Annotated in this window: 14 protein-coding genes and 1 pseudogene; 5 read left to right on the top strand and 10 right to left on the bottom strand. The window is 68.3% G+C overall.

Translation table 11 applies throughout. From position 1 onward, the window contains the following. Nucleotides 1-62: 62 nt before the first annotated feature. From ACPT94_RS24955 to rpsB, 5 genes are all read right to left on the bottom strand, one after another. Nucleotides 63-1,244: a phosphatidate cytidylyltransferase gene (locus tag ACPT94_RS24955; RefSeq protein ID WP_360343868.1), complete on the bottom strand. Its 1,182-nt coding sequence runs from the start codon at nucleotides 1,242-1,244 to the stop codon at nucleotides 63-65. Further along, the gene (gene frr, locus ACPT94_RS24950; protein WP_044388432.1) at nucleotides 1,244-1,801 is read right to left on the bottom strand and encodes a ribosome recycling factor; all 558 of its coding nucleotides are present in this window, start codon (nucleotides 1,799-1,801) and stop codon (nucleotides 1,244-1,246) included. The genes ACPT94_RS24955 and frr overlap by 1 nt, the downstream gene beginning before the upstream one ends. Nucleotides 1,802-1,995: 194 nt before the next feature. Next, nucleotides 1,996-2,754, bottom strand: coding sequence for a UMP kinase (gene pyrH / locus ACPT94_RS24945; protein ID WP_360343864.1), 759 nt, complete (start codon nucleotides 2,752-2,754; stop codon nucleotides 1,996-1,998). A gap of 189 nt (nucleotides 2,755-2,943) precedes the next feature. Then, a complete protein-coding gene (gene tsf / locus ACPT94_RS24940; protein WP_360343861.1) occupies nucleotides 2,944-3,780 on the bottom strand; it encodes a translation elongation factor Ts in 837 nt (278 codons plus the stop codon). 182 nt (nucleotides 3,781-3,962) lie between these two features. Beyond that, nucleotides 3,963-4,871 carry a 30S ribosomal protein S2 gene (rpsB, locus tag ACPT94_RS24935; protein WP_425246862.1) on the bottom strand — a complete coding sequence of 303 codons (909 nt, stop codon included), beginning with the start codon at nucleotides 4,869-4,871 and terminating at the stop codon, nucleotides 3,963-3,965. 280 nt (nucleotides 4,872-5,151) lie between these two features. On the opposite strand from rpsB, the gene ACPT94_RS24930 reads away from it, so the two are divergent. Further along, nucleotides 5,152-5,730 (top strand): M23 family metallopeptidase, encoded by a 579-nt coding sequence (locus tag ACPT94_RS24930; protein ID WP_360343855.1) that lies wholly within the window; start codon nucleotides 5,152-5,154, stop codon nucleotides 5,728-5,730. Nucleotides 5,731-6,140: 410 nt separating this feature from the next. On the opposite strand, the gene ACPT94_RS24925 is transcribed toward ACPT94_RS24930, so the two are convergent. The 4 genes and pseudogenes from ACPT94_RS24925 to ACPT94_RS24910 form a co-directional block, all read right to left on the bottom strand. Next, a complete protein-coding gene (locus ACPT94_RS24925) occupies nucleotides 6,141-6,695 on the bottom strand; it encodes a TetR/AcrR family transcriptional regulator (RefSeq protein ID WP_360343961.1) in 555 nt (184 codons plus the stop codon). Nucleotides 6,696-6,789: 94 nt separating this feature from the next. After that, nucleotides 6,790-7,632 carry an RNA polymerase sigma factor WhiG gene (gene whiG / locus ACPT94_RS24920; RefSeq protein WP_360343852.1) on the bottom strand — a complete coding sequence of 281 codons (843 nt, stop codon included), beginning with the start codon at nucleotides 7,630-7,632 and terminating at the stop codon, nucleotides 6,790-6,792. A 282-nt stretch (nucleotides 7,633-7,914) separates the two neighbouring features. Then, nucleotides 7,915-9,075, bottom strand: coding sequence for a DNA-processing protein DprA (gene dprA, locus ACPT94_RS24915; protein ID WP_360343849.1), 1,161 nt, complete (start codon nucleotides 9,073-9,075; stop codon nucleotides 7,915-7,917). Beyond that, nucleotides 9,072-9,668, bottom strand: a pseudogene (locus ACPT94_RS24910) (ATP-binding protein); the annotation flags it as partial. The pseudogene ACPT94_RS24910 and the gene dprA, both read right to left, overlap by 4 nt. A 130-nt stretch (nucleotides 9,669-9,798) precedes the next feature. Here ACPT94_RS24910 and ACPT94_RS24905 point away from each other — a divergent pair. The 4 genes from ACPT94_RS24905 (at nucleotide 9,799) to ACPT94_RS24890 (ending at nucleotide 15,635) form a co-directional block, all read left to right on the top strand. Further along, nucleotides 9,799-11,250 (top strand): tyrosine-type recombinase/integrase, encoded by a 1,452-nt coding sequence (locus tag ACPT94_RS24905; protein WP_425246861.1) that lies wholly within the window; start codon nucleotides 9,799-9,801, stop codon nucleotides 11,248-11,250. 82 nt (nucleotides 11,251-11,332) lie between these two features. Further along, nucleotides 11,333-13,147: a hypothetical protein gene (locus tag ACPT94_RS24900; protein WP_425246860.1), complete on the top strand. Its 1,815-nt coding sequence runs from the start codon at nucleotides 11,333-11,335 to the stop codon at nucleotides 13,145-13,147. Next, the gene (locus ACPT94_RS24895; protein WP_425246859.1) at nucleotides 13,144-15,222 is read left to right on the top strand and encodes a hypothetical protein; all 2,079 of its coding nucleotides are present in this window, start codon (nucleotides 13,144-13,146) and stop codon (nucleotides 15,220-15,222) included. The genes ACPT94_RS24900 and ACPT94_RS24895 overlap by 4 nt, the downstream gene beginning before the upstream one ends. Further along, on the top strand, nucleotides 15,219-15,635 hold the full coding sequence (locus tag ACPT94_RS24890) for a hypothetical protein (protein WP_425246858.1): 417 nt from the start codon (nucleotides 15,219-15,221) through the stop codon (nucleotides 15,633-15,635). Before ACPT94_RS24895 ends, ACPT94_RS24890 begins: the two co-directional genes overlap by 4 nt. Before the next feature lie 72 nt (nucleotides 15,636-15,707). On the opposite strand, the gene ACPT94_RS24885 is transcribed toward ACPT94_RS24890, so the two are convergent. Beyond that, complete coding sequence (locus tag ACPT94_RS24885) at nucleotides 15,708-18,401, bottom strand: ATP-dependent DNA helicase (protein ID WP_425246857.1); 2,694 nt, start codon at nucleotides 18,399-18,401, stop codon at nucleotides 15,708-15,710. Nucleotides 18,402-18,639 lie beyond the last annotated feature (238 nt).

Below are 18,639 nucleotides of genomic sequence, written 5' to 3'. Positions count from 1 at the left end.
CCCCGCCCGGGAAGGGACGGAGGCCCGCTCAAGCCGCATACGTACCGGTCAGCCGGGTCCCGTCAGCCGGATCCCACGAAGAGGACGAGCAGAAGCCACACCACCGGCGCCGTGGGCAGCAGGGAGTCCAGCCGGTCCATGATGCCTCCGTGGCCCGGCAGCAGGGTGCCCATGTCCTTGATGCCCAGGTCACGCTTGATCATGGACTCGCCGAGGTCGCCGAGCGTGGCGCTGGCCGCGACCGCGAAGCCCAGCAGCAGGCCCTGCCACCAGGTGCCGTCGTCGATCAGGAACTGCATGCACAGCGCGCCCACGACCATCGCGAACGACACCGCCCCGAGCAGGCCCTCGCGGGTCTTGCCGGGGCTGATGCGCGGGGCGAGCTTGTGCTTGCCGAAGCGCCAGCCGACGGCGTACGCGCCGGTGTCGCTGACGACCGTGAGGAGCAGGAACGTCAGCACACGCTGCGCCCCGTCGTCGGCCGTGAGCATCATCGCGACGAACGTGGCCAGGAACGGGACGTAGAAGGCCGCGAAGAGGCCGGCCGTGACGTCCTTGAGGTAGCCCTCCGGCGGCTCCGTCATCCGCCAGACCAGGACGGCCAGCGCGGTCAGGGCCATGGCGACCCACGCGCCCTCGGCGCCCCGTACGTACCCGGCGACGACCATCGCCGCGCCGCCGAGCGCGAGCGGCACGAGCGGCGCCTTGATGTTCTTGCGTTCCTGGAGCCGGCTGGTCAGCTCCCACAGACCCACGACGACGGCGACCGCTATCACGCCGACGAACACGGCCTTGACGACGAACAGCGAGGCGACGATCACCGCGCCCAGTCCGACGCCGACTCCTATGGCCGCGCCCAGGTCACGGCCCGCGCTCTTCTTCTGCGGTGCGGGAGCCGGCTGCGGGGCGTCGGGCATGGGATCCGGATTCTGCGGCACCGCCGCATGGGGCTGCGCCGACGGGGTCTCGTCGCGGTACGTCTCGTGCGGGGACGTCCCGCCGTGGAACGTCTCGTCTCGGTACAGGGGGCCGCCCGGCCGAGCGGCCCCCCGGCCGTCATCCTGGTTTCCGCCGGGAGCGGGTACGTCGGGGACGATGGGCATGGGGCGAGTCTGCTGCGCCTCAGGCGCATCGTACGCGGGACCCGCCGGGGCAGCCCCCTGGGCGGGTCCCCGGTCGGTGGGGCCCCAGTACCCGGTCGGTGAACCGGCGTGCGGCGGAGCGCCCCAGGAAGAGTCGTTCATCAGACCTCGAGCAGCTCCGCTTCCTTGTGCTTGAGGAGCTCGTCCACCTGGGCGACGTACTTCGCGGTGGTGTCGTCGAGCTCCTTCTCCGCACGGCGGCCCTCGTCCTCGCCGACCTCGCCGTCCTTGACGAGCTTGTCGATCGCGTCCTTGGCCTTGCGGCGGACGGAGCGGATGGACACCTTGGCGTCCTCGCCCTTGCCCTTGGCGACCTTGATGTACTCGCGGCGGCGCTCCTCGGTGAGCTCGGGGAACACCACCCGGATGATGTTGCCGTCGTTGCTCGGGTTGACGCCCAGGTCGGAGTCGCGGATCGCCTGCTCGATGTTGCGCAGCGCGCTCTTGTCGAACGGGGTCACGACCGCCATGCGCGGCTCCGGCACGGAGAACGAAGCCAGCTGGTTGATCGGCGTCGGCGCGCCGTAGTAGTCGGCCACGATCTTGTTGAACATCGCCGGGTGCGCACGGCCGGTGCGGATCGCGGCGAAGTCCTCCTTGGCGACCACGACGGCCTTCTCCATCTTCTCCTCGGCCTCGAGGAGGGTCTCTTCGATCACCACTTGCTCCTGCGTGTCTTGAGTAGGCCCGGCTGCGGTTCCTTGCGGGGGCGGCGGCCGGCTGCGTCGCGTCTTCTTCCTGCACGGTTCCCGACCGGCAGGACATTGTCCATCCCCCGACCAGGGTCCGTCCCCCGGTCAGGTCTTGTCGTGCGAACCCGGGTTCTCACCCGTCGAACCCGGGGTGCCGCCGGTCAGGCCCGGCCGCCTTCGTCACCCACCAGCGTGCCGATCTTCTCACCCTTGACGGCCCGCGCGATATTGCCCTCGGCCAGAAGTTCGAAGACGAGGATCGGGAGCTTGTTGTCGCGGCACAGCGTGATCGCGGTGGCGTCGGCGACCTTCAGGTCGCGGGTGATGACCTCGCCGTAGCCCAGGGAGTCGAACTTGACCGCCCCGGGGTTGGTCTTCGGGTCGGAGTCGTAGACGCCGTCCACGCCGTTCTTGCCCATCAGCAGCGCCTCGGCGTCGATCTCCAGGGCACGCTGGGCGGCGGTCGTGTCGGTGGAGAAGTACGGCATGCCCATACCGGCGCCGAAGATGACCACGCGGCCCTTCTCCAGGTGGCGCACGGCGCGCAGCGGGATGTACGGCTCGGCGACCTGGCCCATGGTGATGGCGGTCTGGACCCGGCTGTCGATGCCCTCCTTCTCCAGGAAGTCCTGGAGGGCGAGGCAGTTCATCACGGTGCCGAGCATGCCCATGTAGTCCGAGCGGGCCCGGTCCATGCCGCGTACCTGGAGTTCGGCGCCGCGGAAGAAGTTGCCGCCGCCGATGACGACCGCGATCTGCGCGCCGTCACGCACGACGGCCGCGATCTCACGGGCGATCTTGTGCACCACGTCGGGGTCCACGCCCAGGCCCCCACCGCCGGAGAATGCCTCTCCGGACAGCTTCAGCAGGAACCGGCCGCGTACTTTGCCGTCGTCGCTCTTCTGGGCCTTGGTGGTCATGGGAGATCCCGCCTCTTTCACGTGATGCACATGCGAAGAAGGCCATTGCCGGTGGGGTGTCGTTCGCAACCCATGCGCGGCAATGGCCTCCTCGTCAGATCTGCTGTCGTCCGTCACACGTCCAGTGACGACGTACCCGGACGACTGCTACCGACCCTATAGGGGTCGGGCGTCCGTCGCGGTACGGACTCAGATGCCGACCTTGATGCGCGCGAAGCGCTTCAGGGTGACACCGGCCTCGTCCAGGACCTTCTGGACGGACTTCTTGTTGTCGAGCGCGTACGGCTGGCCGAGCAGCGTGGCGTCCTTGAAGAAGCCGTTGAGGCGGCCCTCGACGATCTTGGCGATCGCGGCCTCGGGCTTGCCCTCGGCGCGGGTGGTCTCCTCGGCGATGCGGCGCTCGGACTCGACGACCTCGGCCGGCACGTCCTCCTTGGAGAGGTACTTCGGCGCGAAGGCGGCGATGTGCTGGGCGACGCCCTTGGCGACCTCGGCGTTCGGCTTGTCCAGCTCGACGAGGACACCGATCTGCGGGGGCAGGTCGGGCATCGTGCGGTGCATGTAGGCGAGCACGAAGCCGTCCGCGAACTGCGCGAAGCGGTCCAGGACGATCTTCTCGCCGAGGTTGGCGTTGGCCTCGTCCACGAACGCCTGGACGGTCTTGCCGGCCTCGATCTCGGAGGCGAGCAGGGCCTCGAGGTCGGCCGGGGAGGTCTTGGCGACGTGCTCGGCGATGGCGGTGGCGACGGCCTGGAACTTGTCACCCTTGGCGACGAAGTCCGTCTCGCACTTCAGCTCGACGAGGACACCGGAGGAGTTGTCGTCGGCGATGATCGAGACCACGGCGCCGTTCTCGGCGGAGCGGCCCTCGCGCTTGGCGACGCCCTTCTGGCCCTTGATGCGGAGCGCCTCGACGGCCTTCTCGACGTCGCCCTCGGCCTCGTCCAGGGCCTTCTTGCAGTCCATCATGCCGGCGCCGGTGAGCTCGCGGAGCTTCTTGACGTCAGCGGCGGTGTAGTTCGCCATGAGTCTGTGAATCTTTCTCGAGGTCTGGAAGATCGAAGATCTGCACGGTCTGGAAGCTCCAGTCAGCGGGAGCGATCCGACTCTGTGCCGACCTACGGGTGAACGGCGGGGGCGGAGTTCACCGCGCCGGAGGCGCCGTGGGATGCGGTACCGCCCCCGCCGTCAACGCTGAAGCTGACGGATCAGGCCTGCTCGGCGTCCGCGGCCGGAGCCTCGGCGTCCGCGGCGGGAGCCTCGGCGGCCTCGGCAGCGGGGGCCTCGGCGGCGGGGGCCTCGGCGGCGGGGGCCTCGGCGGCGGCGGGGGCCTCCTCGGCCTTCTTCTCGCCCTCGAGCAGGTCGCGCTCCCACTCGGCGAGCGGCTCGCCAGCGGCCTTCTCACCCTTGTCGCCGGTGGCGACGCCGGAGCGGGCGATGAGGCCCTCGGCGACGGCGTCGGCGATCACGCGGGTGAGCAGGGTGACGGAGCGGATCGCGTCGTCGTTGCCCGGGATCTTGTAGTCGACCTCGTCGGGGTCGCAGTTGGTGTCGAGGATGGCGACGACCGGGATGTTGAGCTTCCGGGCCTCACCGACCGCGATGTGCTCCTTCTTGGTGTCCACGATCCAGACCGCGCTGGGGACCTTGGACATCTCGCGGATACCGCCGAGGGTCTTCTCCAGCTTGGCCTTCTCGCGCGAGAGCACGAGAAGCTCCTTCTTGGTCAGACCGGACGCGGCGACGTCCTCGAAGTCGATCTGCTCGAGCTCCTTGAGGCGCTGCAGACGCTTGTAGACGGTGGAGAAGTTGGTGAGCATGCCGCCCAGCCAGCGCTGGTTGACGTAGGGCATGCCGACGCGGGTGGCCTGCTCGGCGATGGCCTCCTGCGCCTGCTTCTTCGTGCCGACGAACATGACCGTGCCGCCGTGGGCGACGGTCTCCTTGACGAACTCGTAGGCGCGGTCGATGTACGACAGCGACTGGAGCAGGTCGATGATGTAGATGCCGTTGCGCTCGGTGAAGATGAAGCGCTTCATCTTCGGGTTCCAGCGACGGGTCTGGTGACCGAAGTGGACGCCGCTCTCCAGCAGCTCCCGCATCGTGACGACGGCCATGGCCGTTCTCCTTGAGTTTCTCGGTTGTGCCGCGGGGGCCGGACGGCTCCCGCGCCTGACGCCCGCGGTGCGCCGAGCCACGAAGGACCGAGGGGCGCAGATACCGGGAGACCGAGCGTGGCCGGTCCTGGTACCGGGGCGTGCGAAGTCGACCCGGTGACCCGGATCGCCAGAAGAAGTGTACGGGACCGGCGGGGCGGTGGGTGACGCCGCTGTCCACAACCGGGGAGTGATCCACAGGACCCGGTCGTCATCCGCGCAGGTGCGGGACGGTTCCGGCATGCGTGCACAGCGATACGTGGCCCTGCTGCCGGCCCTTCTCCTCCTGGCCGCGGCGACCGCGGCCGGGGCGACTCCGACGCCGCCCCCTGCCGATCAGGCACCCCTGCCCCCGGCCTCGGCCCCGGCCGTCGCCCGGACCTGGCCGGTGGGAACGCGCCCGGCGGTGGTCCGCGCCTGGGAACCCCCGGCGTCGACGTACGCCCGCGGCCACCGGGGCGTGGACCTCGCCGCACCACCGGACGCCCCGGTCCGCGCGGTGGCGGCCGGCCGGGTGTCCTTCGCGGGCCGGGTGGCGGGAAGGGGGGTCGTCTCCGTGGAACTGACGGGAACGGGTGAACCACCCCTGAGGACGACCTACGAGCCGGTACGACCGGCGGTCGCGAAGGGCGACGAGGTGACCCCGGGCCAGGTCATCGGCGCCCTCGAACCGACGAACTCCCACTGCCCGGCCACCTGCCTGCACTGGGGTCTACTACGAGGCGAGACCTACCAGGACCCACTGTCCCTGCTCCCCCCGTGGCTGCTGCGAAGGCCCCCGTCACGACTGCTACCGGTACTGGGCGTGCCCCTGCCGTAGCACGCGGTCCCCGACCGCACGTCCATCACCGCCCGGCCCGCGAACCACCGGCAACTGCGCCCCGGCCGCAGCCACCGACACCCACGGCCCCCAGCCGTGGGCCGCGGGCCGTGGGCCGCGGGCAATCGATGCCGCCTGGGACAGCGCCGCCCCGGAGAAGGGCGGCCCCCCAAGCACCGGAGCGCGCCACCCAGCCGCAAACCGCGAGCATTCATGCCGCTGGGCGGTGCCTGCCCCGAACACGGGCGGCACGCCACGACCACCGGGCCGCGCCACCCAGCCGCAAACCGCGAGCATTCATGCCGCTGGGCGGTGCCCGTCCTGAAGAAGGCGGCGCCCCGCGAGCGCCGGGCCGCGTGACCCGCCCCGCACCGACGCCGGGAAACCGGTCGCTCCGGCCGCGCGGCGACCTACATCCGAACGCCCCGCAGGACCATCCCCACGGCCGCCTCCGTCACCGCCGGCGGCTCCTCCGCTCCCAGCTCGATCCTCCGGACGGCCGCGTCCACAAGCCCCTGCACCAGCATCGCCGCGAGCCGGGGCTCCGCGTGTCCCATCTCGTCCAGCGCCTCGACGATCATCGCCACGAGCCCCCCGTGCGCCGCCCGGATCTTCTCCCGCGCGCCGGCGTCGAGCTCACTCGCCGAGATCGCCACGACAGCCCGGTGCCGCCGGTCCCCCACCAGCGCCAGCTGCCGCCGCACATACGCCTCGACCTTGGCCTCCGGCGCCTCCGCCGCGGCCATCGCCGCCTCGACCTCCGCCGCCCACACGGGGAAGTCGACCGCGCACAGTTCCTCGACCACGGCCGCCCGCGACCGGAAGTACTCGTACACGGACGACCGGGCGAGCCCCGTCCGCTCGGCGAGGGCGGGGAAGGTCAACGCCTCCGTCCCGCCCTCGGACAGCAACGAACGAGCCGCGTCCAGCAGGGCGGCTCGCTGCATCGACCGGTGCTCGGCCACGGAGGCCGCTCGAATCCTTGGCACGTCGACCACTCTACGGACGCGGCACCCCGGAGGGGAGTGACCGGGCCCGCAGGGTCGGCATCCGGCCAGGTCACCGAGCGAAGCTCGCCAGTTTCGCGCGCAACTGCAGCACGGACTTGGTGTGGATCTGACTGACCCGGCTCTCGGTCACGCCCAGCACGTTCCCGATCTCCGCCAGGGTCAGCCCCTCGTAGTAGTACAGCGTCACGACCGTCTTCTCCCGGTCCGGCAGGGTGTTGATCGCGCGTGCCAGGAACCGCCGCAGCTCCCGGTCCTCGGCCACCTCGACGGGGTTGTCGGCAGCGGTGTCCTCCAGCGTGTCCATGACGCTGAGCCCGTCCCCGCCCTCACCGCCGACATGCAGCAGCTCCTCCAGGGCCACCACGTTGGCCAGCGACAGCTGACTGAACACCGCGTGCAGTTCGTCCACCGGGATGCCCATCTCGGCGGCGACCTCGCATTCCGACGGCGTCCGCCGCAGCCGCGCCTCCAGCGTCGCGTACGCCCGCTCCACGTTCCGCGCCTTCTGCCGCACGGACCGCGGGATCCAGTCGAGCGCCCGCAGCTCGTCGATCATCGCGCCACGGATCCGGGTGATCGCGTACGTCTCGAACTTGATCTCCCGGTCGATGTCGAACTTCTCGATCGCGTCGATCAGCCCGAACACCCCCGAGGACACGAAGTCCGCCTGTTCCACATTGGGCGGCAGCCCCACGCTCACCCGGCCCGCCACATACTTCACCAGCGGCGAGTAGTGCAGGATCAGCTGCTCCCGCAGCCGCTCGTCCCCCGTCGCCTTGTACGACCGCCACAGCTCGTCGAGCGTCGAGGGAGCGGGCGGCCGCACGTCGCCACCGTCGCGGGCGGCTGGGGGGATCGCCGCCCGGTCGGACCCGGAGGTGTGCTGGGGCATTCGTCGCCTTGTGCCGTTCTGCCGTGAAGTACGTGAACTGGGAGTGCCTGGGTGCGCTGTCGGTCTGGTGTCGGGTTGCCGTTCTCTGTGGGGGAATCCTCGTGAGCGTAGCGTGACTGGAGTGTCGCGGTGCGCGAAGGGCGTGGCCCGACCTGTGCGCAGATACGTTCCGCTGACCGCCCCTCCGGGGCCCTCCGATCACCCGGGACGACCGCGGGGACGCGTCAACTGCGGGCGTTTCCAAGGGCTTCGGCGTTCCCCCGGACGGCCGAACCCCCTCGGTCAACACGGGCGTCGCCCCTCTCGCACGGAGACCATCGCCTGGCGTGTCAACTTCCAGCCGTCGCCATGTCGTTCGACGTAACCGAGTGCCCTCAGTTCGTACAGTCTCGCGACCGCGTCGTCCGGGCTGGTCCCGGCCTCACGGGCGATCTCCCGGGCCGCCGCGGCCCGGCGGCCCGGGAGCGCGGCCAGGACACGTCGGGCGGCGGGTTCCAGCAGGTCCCGCGGGAGCACCGGCCCGCGCCGCTCCGGAGCCAGTTCTCCCATGTCACCGACCAGCTCGACGACCTCCGCGGCGTCCGTGACCAGCGCGGCCTCCCCCCGCAGCAGCTCGTGCACCCCCGCCGACAGACCGCTGGTGGCCGGACCGGGCACCCCCATCGTGTGCCGGCCCAGCCGCTGCGCCGCGCGGGCGGTGACCAGCGATCCGCTGCGGTAGGCCGCCTCGACGACCACGGTGCCCCGGGTGAGCGCGGCGATCACCCGGTTGCGCAGGACGAACCGGCTCTGCGTGGGATGCTCCCCCGGCGGCAGCTCCCCCACGACCAGCCCCTGTTCCGCGATCCGGTTGATCAGCTCCGTGTGGCCGCGGGGATAGGGCCGGTCGACTCCGCAGGCGAGGACGGCGACGGTGGCGCCGCCCGCGCCGAGGGCGCCCCGGTGGGCGGCGCCGTCGACGCCGTAGGCACCGCCGGAGACCACCACCCAGCCGCGCTCGGCGAGGCCGGCGGCGAGGGTGACCGCCATGTGCGCGCCGTACTCGGTGCAGGCGCGGGCGCCGACGACCGCCACCGACCGCAGCGCCCACATCCGCAGACTCGGCCGGCCCCGGACCCACAACCCCAGAGGGCGGGCGTCCCCGAGGTCGTCCAGCGGCCGGGGCCACTCGGCGTCCCCCGGGCACACGAACCGCACCCCCGCCTCCCGGGCGACGGCCAGGTCCCGCTCGGGCTCGGCCCGCTCGGCCCGCGCCAGGAGCCCGGCCCATCGCTTGGCGGTCACCCCGGGCAGCGGCTCGCCGTCGCCGCGCAGCCGGCGCACCACCTCGGCGACCCCGCGCTCGCGCACCCACTGCCCGCCCACCTCGTCACCGGGTTCGAGGACCCGGGTGAGGAAGGCCCGGGCCCGCCGTTCCTCGTCCGGCTCGTCGGCGCCGGTCATGTCAGCGCCCCGAGCGCCATCGGCACACCGCGCGGCACTCCCGTGCGCAGTTGCAGCGCCAGGGCGACGTCCATCGCGTCGGGCCGGTCGTGGCCGAGGAGGTCGGCGACGGTCCAGGCGACGCGCAGGACGCGGTCCAGCCCGCGGGCGGTGAGCACGCCCCGCTCCAGGTTCCGCTCGGCCTCGTCCATCGCGCCGCTCGCGGGATGCCAGCGGCTGCGCAGCTCCCGCCCCGGTACTTCACTGTTGGTCCGCCACGGGGTGCCGGCCAGCCGGGCCGCCGCGCGTTCCCGTGCGGCCCGGACGCGGTCGGCGACGGTTGCCGTGGACTCGCCGCCGGGCCCGCGGTGGGCGAGCTCCGCCCTGCTGACCGGGTCCACCTCGACGCGCAGGTCCACCCGGTCGAGCAGGGGCCCGGAGAGCCGGGCCTGGTAGCGGCGGATCGCCGAGGGCGGGCACTCGCACAGGGTGTCCCGCTGGGAGAAACGGCCGCACGGGCACGGGTTGGCCGCCAGCACCATCAGGAACCGGGCGGGGAACCGCACCACGCCCGCGCTGCGCGCGATCACGACGTGCCCGGCCTCCAGGGGTTCTCCAGACACTCCATTGTGTCTCATCTGAGTGACTCGTGACCTGGCCCCGTGCCCCGTGAAGGGCGCCTCCGTTGGCTCTTGACGTACACACGAACGTGCACAACCGCGTACGCCGAGTCTCGGAGGATCTGTGCAGCTGTACTTCGCCAACCACCGGGCGGTGTGGCGGGTTGGGGACGTGGCCGGCGTTGATCGCGCCCTGCTGAAGGAGTCACTCGAACGGCACCGGCTGCCTGCCGGTACGCCGGTGCTGTTGGACGGTGTGATGCGGCCGGTCGAGCCGCTGTCGTCGTGGTTCCGAAGGCTGGCTTGGCGTCGGACGGCCGCGAAGACAATGCGGACGTACGCCTATGCGGTATTGATGCTGCTGGGCTTTCTTCAGTCACGCGGCCGGGACCTGCGCTCGGCAACCGAGTCCGACATCGTCCAGTTCGAGCACTGGCGGCGCGAGCACGCCGAGGAGACCGTCGAGGAACCGACCTGGGACAAGGACGCGGCCGCGATCGGGCAGCTCTACGACTTCCTGGTCGACATCGGCTACGTCACGGCCCGCCCTTGGCGGTCGACTTCACGGGGCACGTCGCTGGCCAGTGGCAAGAGCACAGACGTCCGTGTCCGGCACATGGAGATCGATCAGTACATCTATCTCCGGGACGTCGGCTTCGGCGGGCTGACGCCGGACGCCGGCCTGGACTCGTCGTTCCGCGGCTGGCGTCCGCACCGCAACCGGGCGGCCTGCGAACTCGCCTTGCTGACCGGGATGCGGATCCAGGAGTGGTCGACGCTGCTACTGCCCGAGCTCGGCCTGACGCCCGGGATCAGGCCCCGCACCGCGGACGTCGATCTGGCGGCCTGCGCGAAAAGGAAGCAACGCCGCTCGGTCTATGTCCCGGTCGACGCGATGGAACTGCTGGATCCCTATCTCACGATCGAGCGTCCGGAGATCGTCGCGGCGGCACAACGCACGCTGCGGCGCCAGCACCGGGATCTGTTCGTGGTGACGGGGATCGAGGCGGCGGGCCGAAGGCTCCGCGGCGTCCTGGAGGGCCGCACGGTCACCCGGGTGGTCAAGGACATGGACCCGGACCTGCGGCGGATCACCGTGCTGGAGACCGGCGACGGCCTGGAGCCCCTCGCGCTCTTCGTCGGCAAGGGCGGGAAGATGCTCAGCGCCTCGGGCTGGGACCGCGTCCGCTGGCGGGCCTGGGAACGAATGGTCACCTGGTCGACGCACCAGGATGCGCCTCTGATGCCCCGCCTCTGCTGGTGCTACCACGACCTGCGGCACACCTTCGCTCTGCGGCTCTTGATCTTCCTCACCCGGGAAGCCCTCGGCGACGCCCACACCCAGGAACTGCCCATGGCGACGCTGCTGGACCACATGACCGGCAACCCCCTGCTGACCGTCCAGCAAAGGCTCGGCCATCTGCGGCCCTCGACCACGTACCGCTACGTCCGCTACCTCAAGGACCCGATGCGGGAGGTCGACGACGCCTTCCGTCAGTGGACCGCGGCCGGCGGCGCCTCCTACATCACCATCGCCCGGCACATGATGAACCTGGAAGAGCACGCTCATGCCTAAAAGAGGTGAGTACACCCGGAACTTCCCGGTTCCCGCGCCTCGGTCCGCGGAACCCGAGCCGCCCCGGATCGGGCTGCGATCCGTGACCGCTTGCGAGGCGAACGGCGACAAGGTCGTCTTCACACTCGACCCGGCCGACTACACCTGCAAGACACTGGTCAACCAGCTCGCCGACGAATGGGTCGAGTTGGCCGCCGCCGAGACGTGGTCCGCCGCGACCGTCCGAAGCTACCGCGCGGCCATCGTCTTGTTCTGCGAACACGTCGACGCCACCGTCCCGCACGCCCATTCGGCCTCACTGGGCCAGACTGACCCCGACCTCCACTTCGCCGTGACCGAGTGGATCCGGCTCCTGCCGGCAACCTTCTCGCCCGGCTCGCGCATGCCGGCCTGGAACGCGGGACGGCTCCGGACACTGATCGCGAGGCGGATCGAGCATCCCGACCGGCCCGTCGCCGGGCACCTTCCCGGGTGGGTGAACGGCGCCCTGGGCCTGCGCCGCGGGCACTACACCGAGCTGGACGAGTTCACCCGAGCCGACAAGAAGGCCCTGATCCGGGCAGCCTGGGCCGACCATCTGACGATCAGGACGAGGATTAGGCGGGGGCGGGAACTTGCCCGAAGCGGCACAGACCCCGCCAAGGACGGCTGGCACGAGCCGGCGAACCTGCTCTGGGCCATCGCCCACCAGGACGGGGCCTGCGAGGAGATCATCCGGCACCTGCCCCGCTGGCAGGACATGCCCGCGTCTCTGCGTGATCTTCTGCCCGCACGGGTCGATGCCCGCTCCGGGCAACGGATCCTGGTGCGGTTTCTGGTCCGGCAGCTCTACCCGCACAACCTCGACCTGCAGAGCTATCGGATCTTGTTGATGGCAGCAACGGGACGGTCCGCGGAGGAAGTCGTCACCCTGACCGAGGGCTCTGTCGAGTTCGGCCCTCGCAGCGTGTTGATCGACTTCACCAAGGGACGGGCTCACGCCCAGATGCGGCAGGCCTTCAGCACCGGCGGCGAACCGGCAGCGGCACTGCACCCCAGCACGCCGCGGCTGGACGCCGCCGAACTGGTCCGCACGCTCCTTGAGCTGAGCCGGCCGTTGGCCGAGCGGGCCGGGGCCGACCCGGTCCCGCTGTTCCTGAAGGCCTCCTTGCACGTCCACTCGCTGCGGATCGCGCCGTTCGACGGCGCCCAGGACGGCGGGAACCTCGCCAGCTGGCTCCAGGCCCATGACGTTCGCGTCGACGGACCGGCTGACATTCGTCGCCTGCGCAAGTCCGGGAAGGTCGAGAAGGCCATCGCGTTCAAGGGCCGTGTCAGCGACATCGCCGACGACCACAGCGAGGAGGTCTTCCGCGGCCATTACGCACACGGCACCACTCTGCGGGTGATCTCCGGGAACGTGATCACTGCTGCCCAGAGCCGCTGGTTCAACAAGGCCCTCGAAGGCCCCATCGTGCTCAGCGAGCACGCCGAACAGTCTCTGGCCGAGCCGGGATCGGGCGACGTGCTCGGCCTGACCCGCGAGGAGATCGAGGACCTTCGCTCGGGCCAGCTCGACATGGGTGTCTCCAGTTGCAAGGACCCCTTCGCCTCACCGTTCGGCCGCCCCGGACAACTCTGCCCGGTCGCCCCGACCCGCTGCCTGGAATGCCGCAACGCCTTCGTGCTGCCCTCGAACCTGCCGCAGCTGCTGCTGTTCGCCGACCACCTGGCCCGGCTCCAGCTCCGGTTGTCCTCGCAGCACTTCCACGCGCTCTGGGGACAGAGCCGGGTCAACGTCAACGAGGCGATCAAGGCCCGCACGGATGCCGAGATCGCCAAGGCCCGGCAGCAGATCGCCGATGAAGGCCTGTCCTTGCAGCTTCCTCTCGCCGCACACGTGGAGTTTGACGCATGACCCGCCTCCCACTGCCCGCAGCCCGCTCCGTGTTCCGGGACGACGAGCCGGTGATTCAGTCGCACCCCCTGCTGCCCGGCGCCATGTCGCCCCGGTTCGGGGACATCACCGACTGCTGGGACTTCAACGACGTCGTCCGCCGGCCCGCGAACCAGGACCGGGCCAGCCGGCGGGTCTGGCTGCGCGGGCTCGCCCCGGATTGGCACCTTCTGGGCCGCGAGCTGTCCATGATCTGGTTCAACCCGCGTCATCCCGCTCTGCTCGCCCGGGGCATCCACCTGCGGGCTACCCCTTACGGCGTGAACACGGTCAGGCTCAGGATGCTGCATCTGCGCACGCTGGCCGAGTTCGGCGTCGACCAGCAGCTCCCCGACGACATCACCGTCTGGAGCGACGAGGACTTCCACCGATACGTTGATCAGCATCACACTCCCGGGACGACGACCCTGGTTGAGCCCATCACGGTCATCCGGGCTCTGCATCGGTTCCGCACCGTTCTGGCTTGCGGCGGCCGCGAGACGGACCCCTGGCCGGGGATGAGCACGCACGACATCCTCAACATCTCGCGCGACGCCCCGCTGAAGACGCCCGTGGTCAAGCCGGATACCTGGTTCCCACTGGTCCGGGCCGCCTGGACTTACATCGATATCTTCGGCCCCGACATCCTCAAGGCCCTTGATCGATGGCAGGCCATCCAGGCCGGCTTCTACGACGGTCCCGTCGATGAGATTCACCGCCGCTTCGCGGCCTGGCTGGAAGATCCCGCCAGCCGGGTTCCGGTCCGCCCCACCCAGGACGGACGACAGGCGGTCAACTGGTCGCTGCTGAACGCGCTCCTCGGGCGTCATCCCCGCAAGTTCAACTTCTTCCCCACCCACACCAAGTCCGGCCGGGCCCGCCGTCGCATGGTCGAGGAACTCGCCGAGACCGGCCGGGTCCAGGTCGGCCTGCTGCCCCGGCTGGCCGAGGTCGAGCGGCCCGACGGGACACGCGGTCCCTGGCACGAATCGCTCCAGCCGCAGCAACTGCACTTCGAGGCCCTGGCCTTGCGCAATGCCTGCTACTGCCTCGTCGTAGCCTTGTCGATGATGCGCGACTCCGAGATCCGGGAGATCTTCAAAGGGGCCGTTGTCGAGTACTTCGGCACCACAGCGGTGAAGTCGACCAAGCACAAACTCGATCCGGACCTGCCCACCAAGCACTGGTGGATCGTCGACCAGGTCGCCCGCGCCATCCAGACGGCCGAGCAGCTGTCCCCACACCCCGAACTCGCCTTCGGCTCCGTTCCCGGCTACAGCCCCGAGACGCTCTTCGACAGCGGCGACGCACTCCTGGACTTCATCCGGCGCGTCAACGAATCTCGCCACGTCACCGGGCTCGACGAGATCCCTCCCCAGCACGTCGCGCCACACATGTTCCGCAGGACCATGGCCATGCTCACCCGCGACTTCCCCGGCTCCGAGATCGCCGTCGGCATGCAACTCAAGCACGTCGCCACCCGGGCCCTGGCCAACCGGACCACCGCCGGTTACATGGCCAAGGACGCAGCCTGGGCCAAACACCTCGACGACGCCATCGCCGAACGCCGCTTCCACCGCCTCAAGGAACTCTTCACCGCGGACAGCCGCGGCGAGACAATCGGCTTCGGCCCCGGCGCCGACCGAATGCGCGAGGCCTTCGCCGCGGTCCGGCAAAAGGCGGAGGAACTCCGAGCCACCGGCCAAGCCCAGCGCGGCGACATCCGCGTCGAGCACAGCCTCCTCCGCCGCACCCGCTTCTCGATCCGTTTCGGCAAGCTCAACCACTGCACCATGAACGACGACGATCCCTCCGGCGCCAAGTGCATCGAGGACGCCATCGTCCCCGAAGGACATCGAGGCCCGCTGCTGGACCGCTGCCAACCCTCCCGATGCGCCAACAGCATCCTCGGCCCTGAACATCTACCGATCTGGAAGGCCGAGCGAGCGTCCCTGAACCGCCTGCGGGCCGACACGTCCCTCCCCAAGAACCGCCGGGCTCACCTCGACGCACAGCTTCAGGAGGTCAACCTCATGATCAAGAAGGCCGGGCAGTGACCGTTTCACCCAAGACCGAACGGGCTCTTCGCGAGGCGATGGAGCGTCTCCTCGCCGGCGCCCCCGAGCGCACCGACGGCAAGCTGACCAAGAACAATCTCTGCCAGGAGGCCCAGGTCAGTCGCGCAACGATGAACCGGGCCACCGACATCCTCGCCGAATGGGACGGCCGCGTCGGGACCAGCCCCGCTGGCCTCCGGGAGCAACAACGCGACACCGAACTCACCGAACTCCGCAGCAAGCTCCGAAAAAGCCGCGATCAGTGCCGACAACTCCAGGACCAAGTCGACGCCGCCGCGACCGTCATCATGACCCTCCTCTCAGAGAACGCCGCACTTCGCGAGCACGCAGACAACCGCTCAGCCGCCGTCGTTCCACTCCCTCTCAGCCGAGCGCAAGCCACCCGGGAGTGAAAACCCTCTGACGCGAGGCAGGCGTCAGCCGGGACACCATGATGGGAAGAACCTAAGAATTGACCCACCCGATCACGGTGTCTTCTTCAGTCCACGTCGGCTTGAAAGCAAAGCGACATCCTTCTTGTTGACACTCCGCTGCAAGCTGCCCAGGACGGCATGCTCGGTCTCGGGTGTCCAGAAGATCTGAAGATGCTCGCGTGCCCGGGTGATCGCCGTGTAAAAGATGTTGTGAGATATGTCGTCCTCGTTGGCGTCCGTGATCACGACCTTCACCGAGTCATACTCAAGGCCCTGTGCTTTGTGGATGGATACTGCGTAGGCAACCTGGAACGGTACGGACCCGGTCGTCGAGTCGTCATCGTCGTCCCCGCTGCCACGCTCATAGACATCGAACTGCACCGTGGAGTCCTGGACGTAGCGAAGTTGGACGCCATCAACATCGAAGGCGGTCACCGGTCGGTCGAGCGCCACATCGAACTGGATCCGACCAGGGAATGTCTGGATTGCTACGATCTTGCCTTTCAGATTGTTGTAAATGACCGGCTTGAACCGATCAGTCTCGTTGAACAGCACCGGGTCGCCGACCTTGTAGGTCGAAGCGCCCCAAACGGTCGCCGCACCAGGGTTGCTGCTCTGGAGGAACCGGTTAACGTTGTTGATGCCGTACAGGCCGTCGTAGTTTAGGCACAGGATGATCTCGTCGCTCCGCTGTGCTGCAAACAGAGATCTATCGAGAACCGTGGAGTAGCTGTTGCGTGCCAGCGTCTCCGCGATGTCCTCCTTCAATTCGCGAACAGTCGACCATAGGTCCAAAAGGTTTGCGTTCTTGGTCCTGAAAGGCGTCTCAAGCTCGAATACGGCGGTGCTCGGGATGAACGACCGGGAAAGCCCAAACCAGTTCCCGAACTGAATCGACTCAATCTGGAAGACGTCACCAACTAGCACGAGGAGCTTGAAGGATGTCTGCTCAAGCACCTTGAGCAGGTCTGAATTACTGACCGTACTGCACTCATCGATGACCAAGACGTCGTATTCGGTCGCATCGTTGCGGCCGATGTGACTGCTGATCGTGCGGAAGGTGGACTTCTGTGCCCTGACTCGACGCTTGAGGTTGTCGACGGCCGGGTGCGTGTGAGCGAGGAAGAGCTTCTCGTTGCCGTTGAAATAGTTGGCGATGAGGCCGACCATCGTCGACTTGCCCGTGCCAGCGGCCCCGTAGATCAGTGCGACTTGCGAATCGACGAAGAGCTTCTGGAGCGCCTGCACCTTAATTGGGTCGTCGGGGGCGGGGGTCGCCTGAGCGAGCCACTGCTTAACCGCAGTCTCATACCCAGCAATCCCTGTAGCCGCGAGCTGCTGGAGCTTGGCGATGATCTCGACAATGTCGTCCTCATAGCCCTTGATGAAGACGTGCCCCTTGTCCTTGAGTAGCTTCCGAGCAGTGTGCTTGTAGTACAACCTGCCATTGTAGGTCGCGACAAGCTGATCTACGTCTCCGAGATCCTCCAGGTCAGATACCGGCGTATAGAGCATGCCGCGGTCTTCGACGTTGGTCTTCACACGTCGAGCTAGGAACTCATGAGTGTGACCGCTCGTGTCCAAGCTCTCAACAAGGTCAGAAAATCGGGGGTTATGCCTATACAAAGACGTGCAGAAGGGCATCTCGTCGAACGGCTTGCACCCGTACTCCAAGTTAAGGTCCGACAGCACACCGCACGCGGCCGGCCTGTACTGCCACTTAATGAACTGGTTGTTCATCTGCAACATCAGGTAGCGGAGCACGTTGTGCCCGGCGGCCCTCGACTGGATCATCTGGCGTGCCATCTCCAGCACGGGGAAGATCTGGGGGGCCTGCGACCGCTGCGTTACCCAGGTCCTCACTCGCGAGTACTGATCATCTGAGAGGTCTACGAGGTCGAGCAGGCTCGATGAGGTTGCAGTCAGATACTGCGCCAGGTAGCGATACTCGGGACTGCCGGAGGATGCACTGATGGTCTGGCCGAAGATCCTTGCGAAGTTGTCGAACTCGCATGGCCGGATCGACACTTCCCACTCGCGGATGATCGTGATCGGCATGGTCTGCCCGAGTACCTGAATCGAGTCACTCGCAAGCGTCAGATTGGCCGCGTGCTTGTCAGTGATTTCGATGTCCGTGAAGCCAATGATGCGATCGAACTTGCTCACCCTATTAACGGCGTTGTAGAAGGTCACCTCGTAGTAGATGCGCCCGCCCGTATAGAAGGGTCGCACTGTGTGGATGTAGTAGCGAGCCTTGGGAGCTTGGCTGAGCGGCAACGAGCGGGCAGCCAGGAGCCGAGCCGCGATCTTTTCGTGGTACTCCTGAAGCGAGGGGTCGAGGTCGACGGGAAAGTCTTCCAGATTCGGAAGGATATCGAGACCGAGCTGAGTACGAGCCAGGTCTCGAATCCGAAGCAGGTAGTCGTAGTACTTGAGCATCAGCCGCTCGGAAGGATCGCCGCCCATTGTGTAGTGCGACGCGCTGATCTGAAGCAGCTTATGAAATCTCCCGAGGAAGTTGAGCTTGGCGTCCGAACTCACGTGACCTGCCGCAGATTTTACGGAGGAGTACTGGAACTCCACGTCTCCGCGGCCGGCGTGAACTCGCACCATGACGCCCTCGACCAAGTTGCGAAGCTGGCTGAGGATGTTCTGTGCCAGTAGGGCTCGATCGTGGCCCAGAGACGTAATGTTCGAAGAGATCGTGCTGGCAGCACTACGAATCTGTTCGTCTACGGTGCCCATGCGATGCCCTCTGGCTTCCCCTCTGCCCGGTTCTAACACGGCTGCGGCACTCCCACTCACCTCCACCAAAACCGAGGCCGAAGAACCGCTCGCAGAAGACGCCGAGCTCGTTCAGCACACTCTGCTTCCTCGCCGTGGCCGCCGTCAGCCACGAAGCGTGAGGCCGGCGGAAGCACCTTGGTGCCCAACCGGCTTCAGGAACAACTGCGACAGCTCCCTATTCTGCCTCACGAAGCTC

The sequence above is a fragment of the Streptomyces aurantiaciflavus genome (genome assembly GCF_049808595.1).
Classification (GTDB): domain Bacteria; phylum Actinomycetota; class Actinomycetes; order Streptomycetales; family Streptomycetaceae; genus Streptomyces.
Note: the sequence above shows the minus strand (reverse complement) of the source record. Positions and strands in the feature narration are given on the sequence as shown.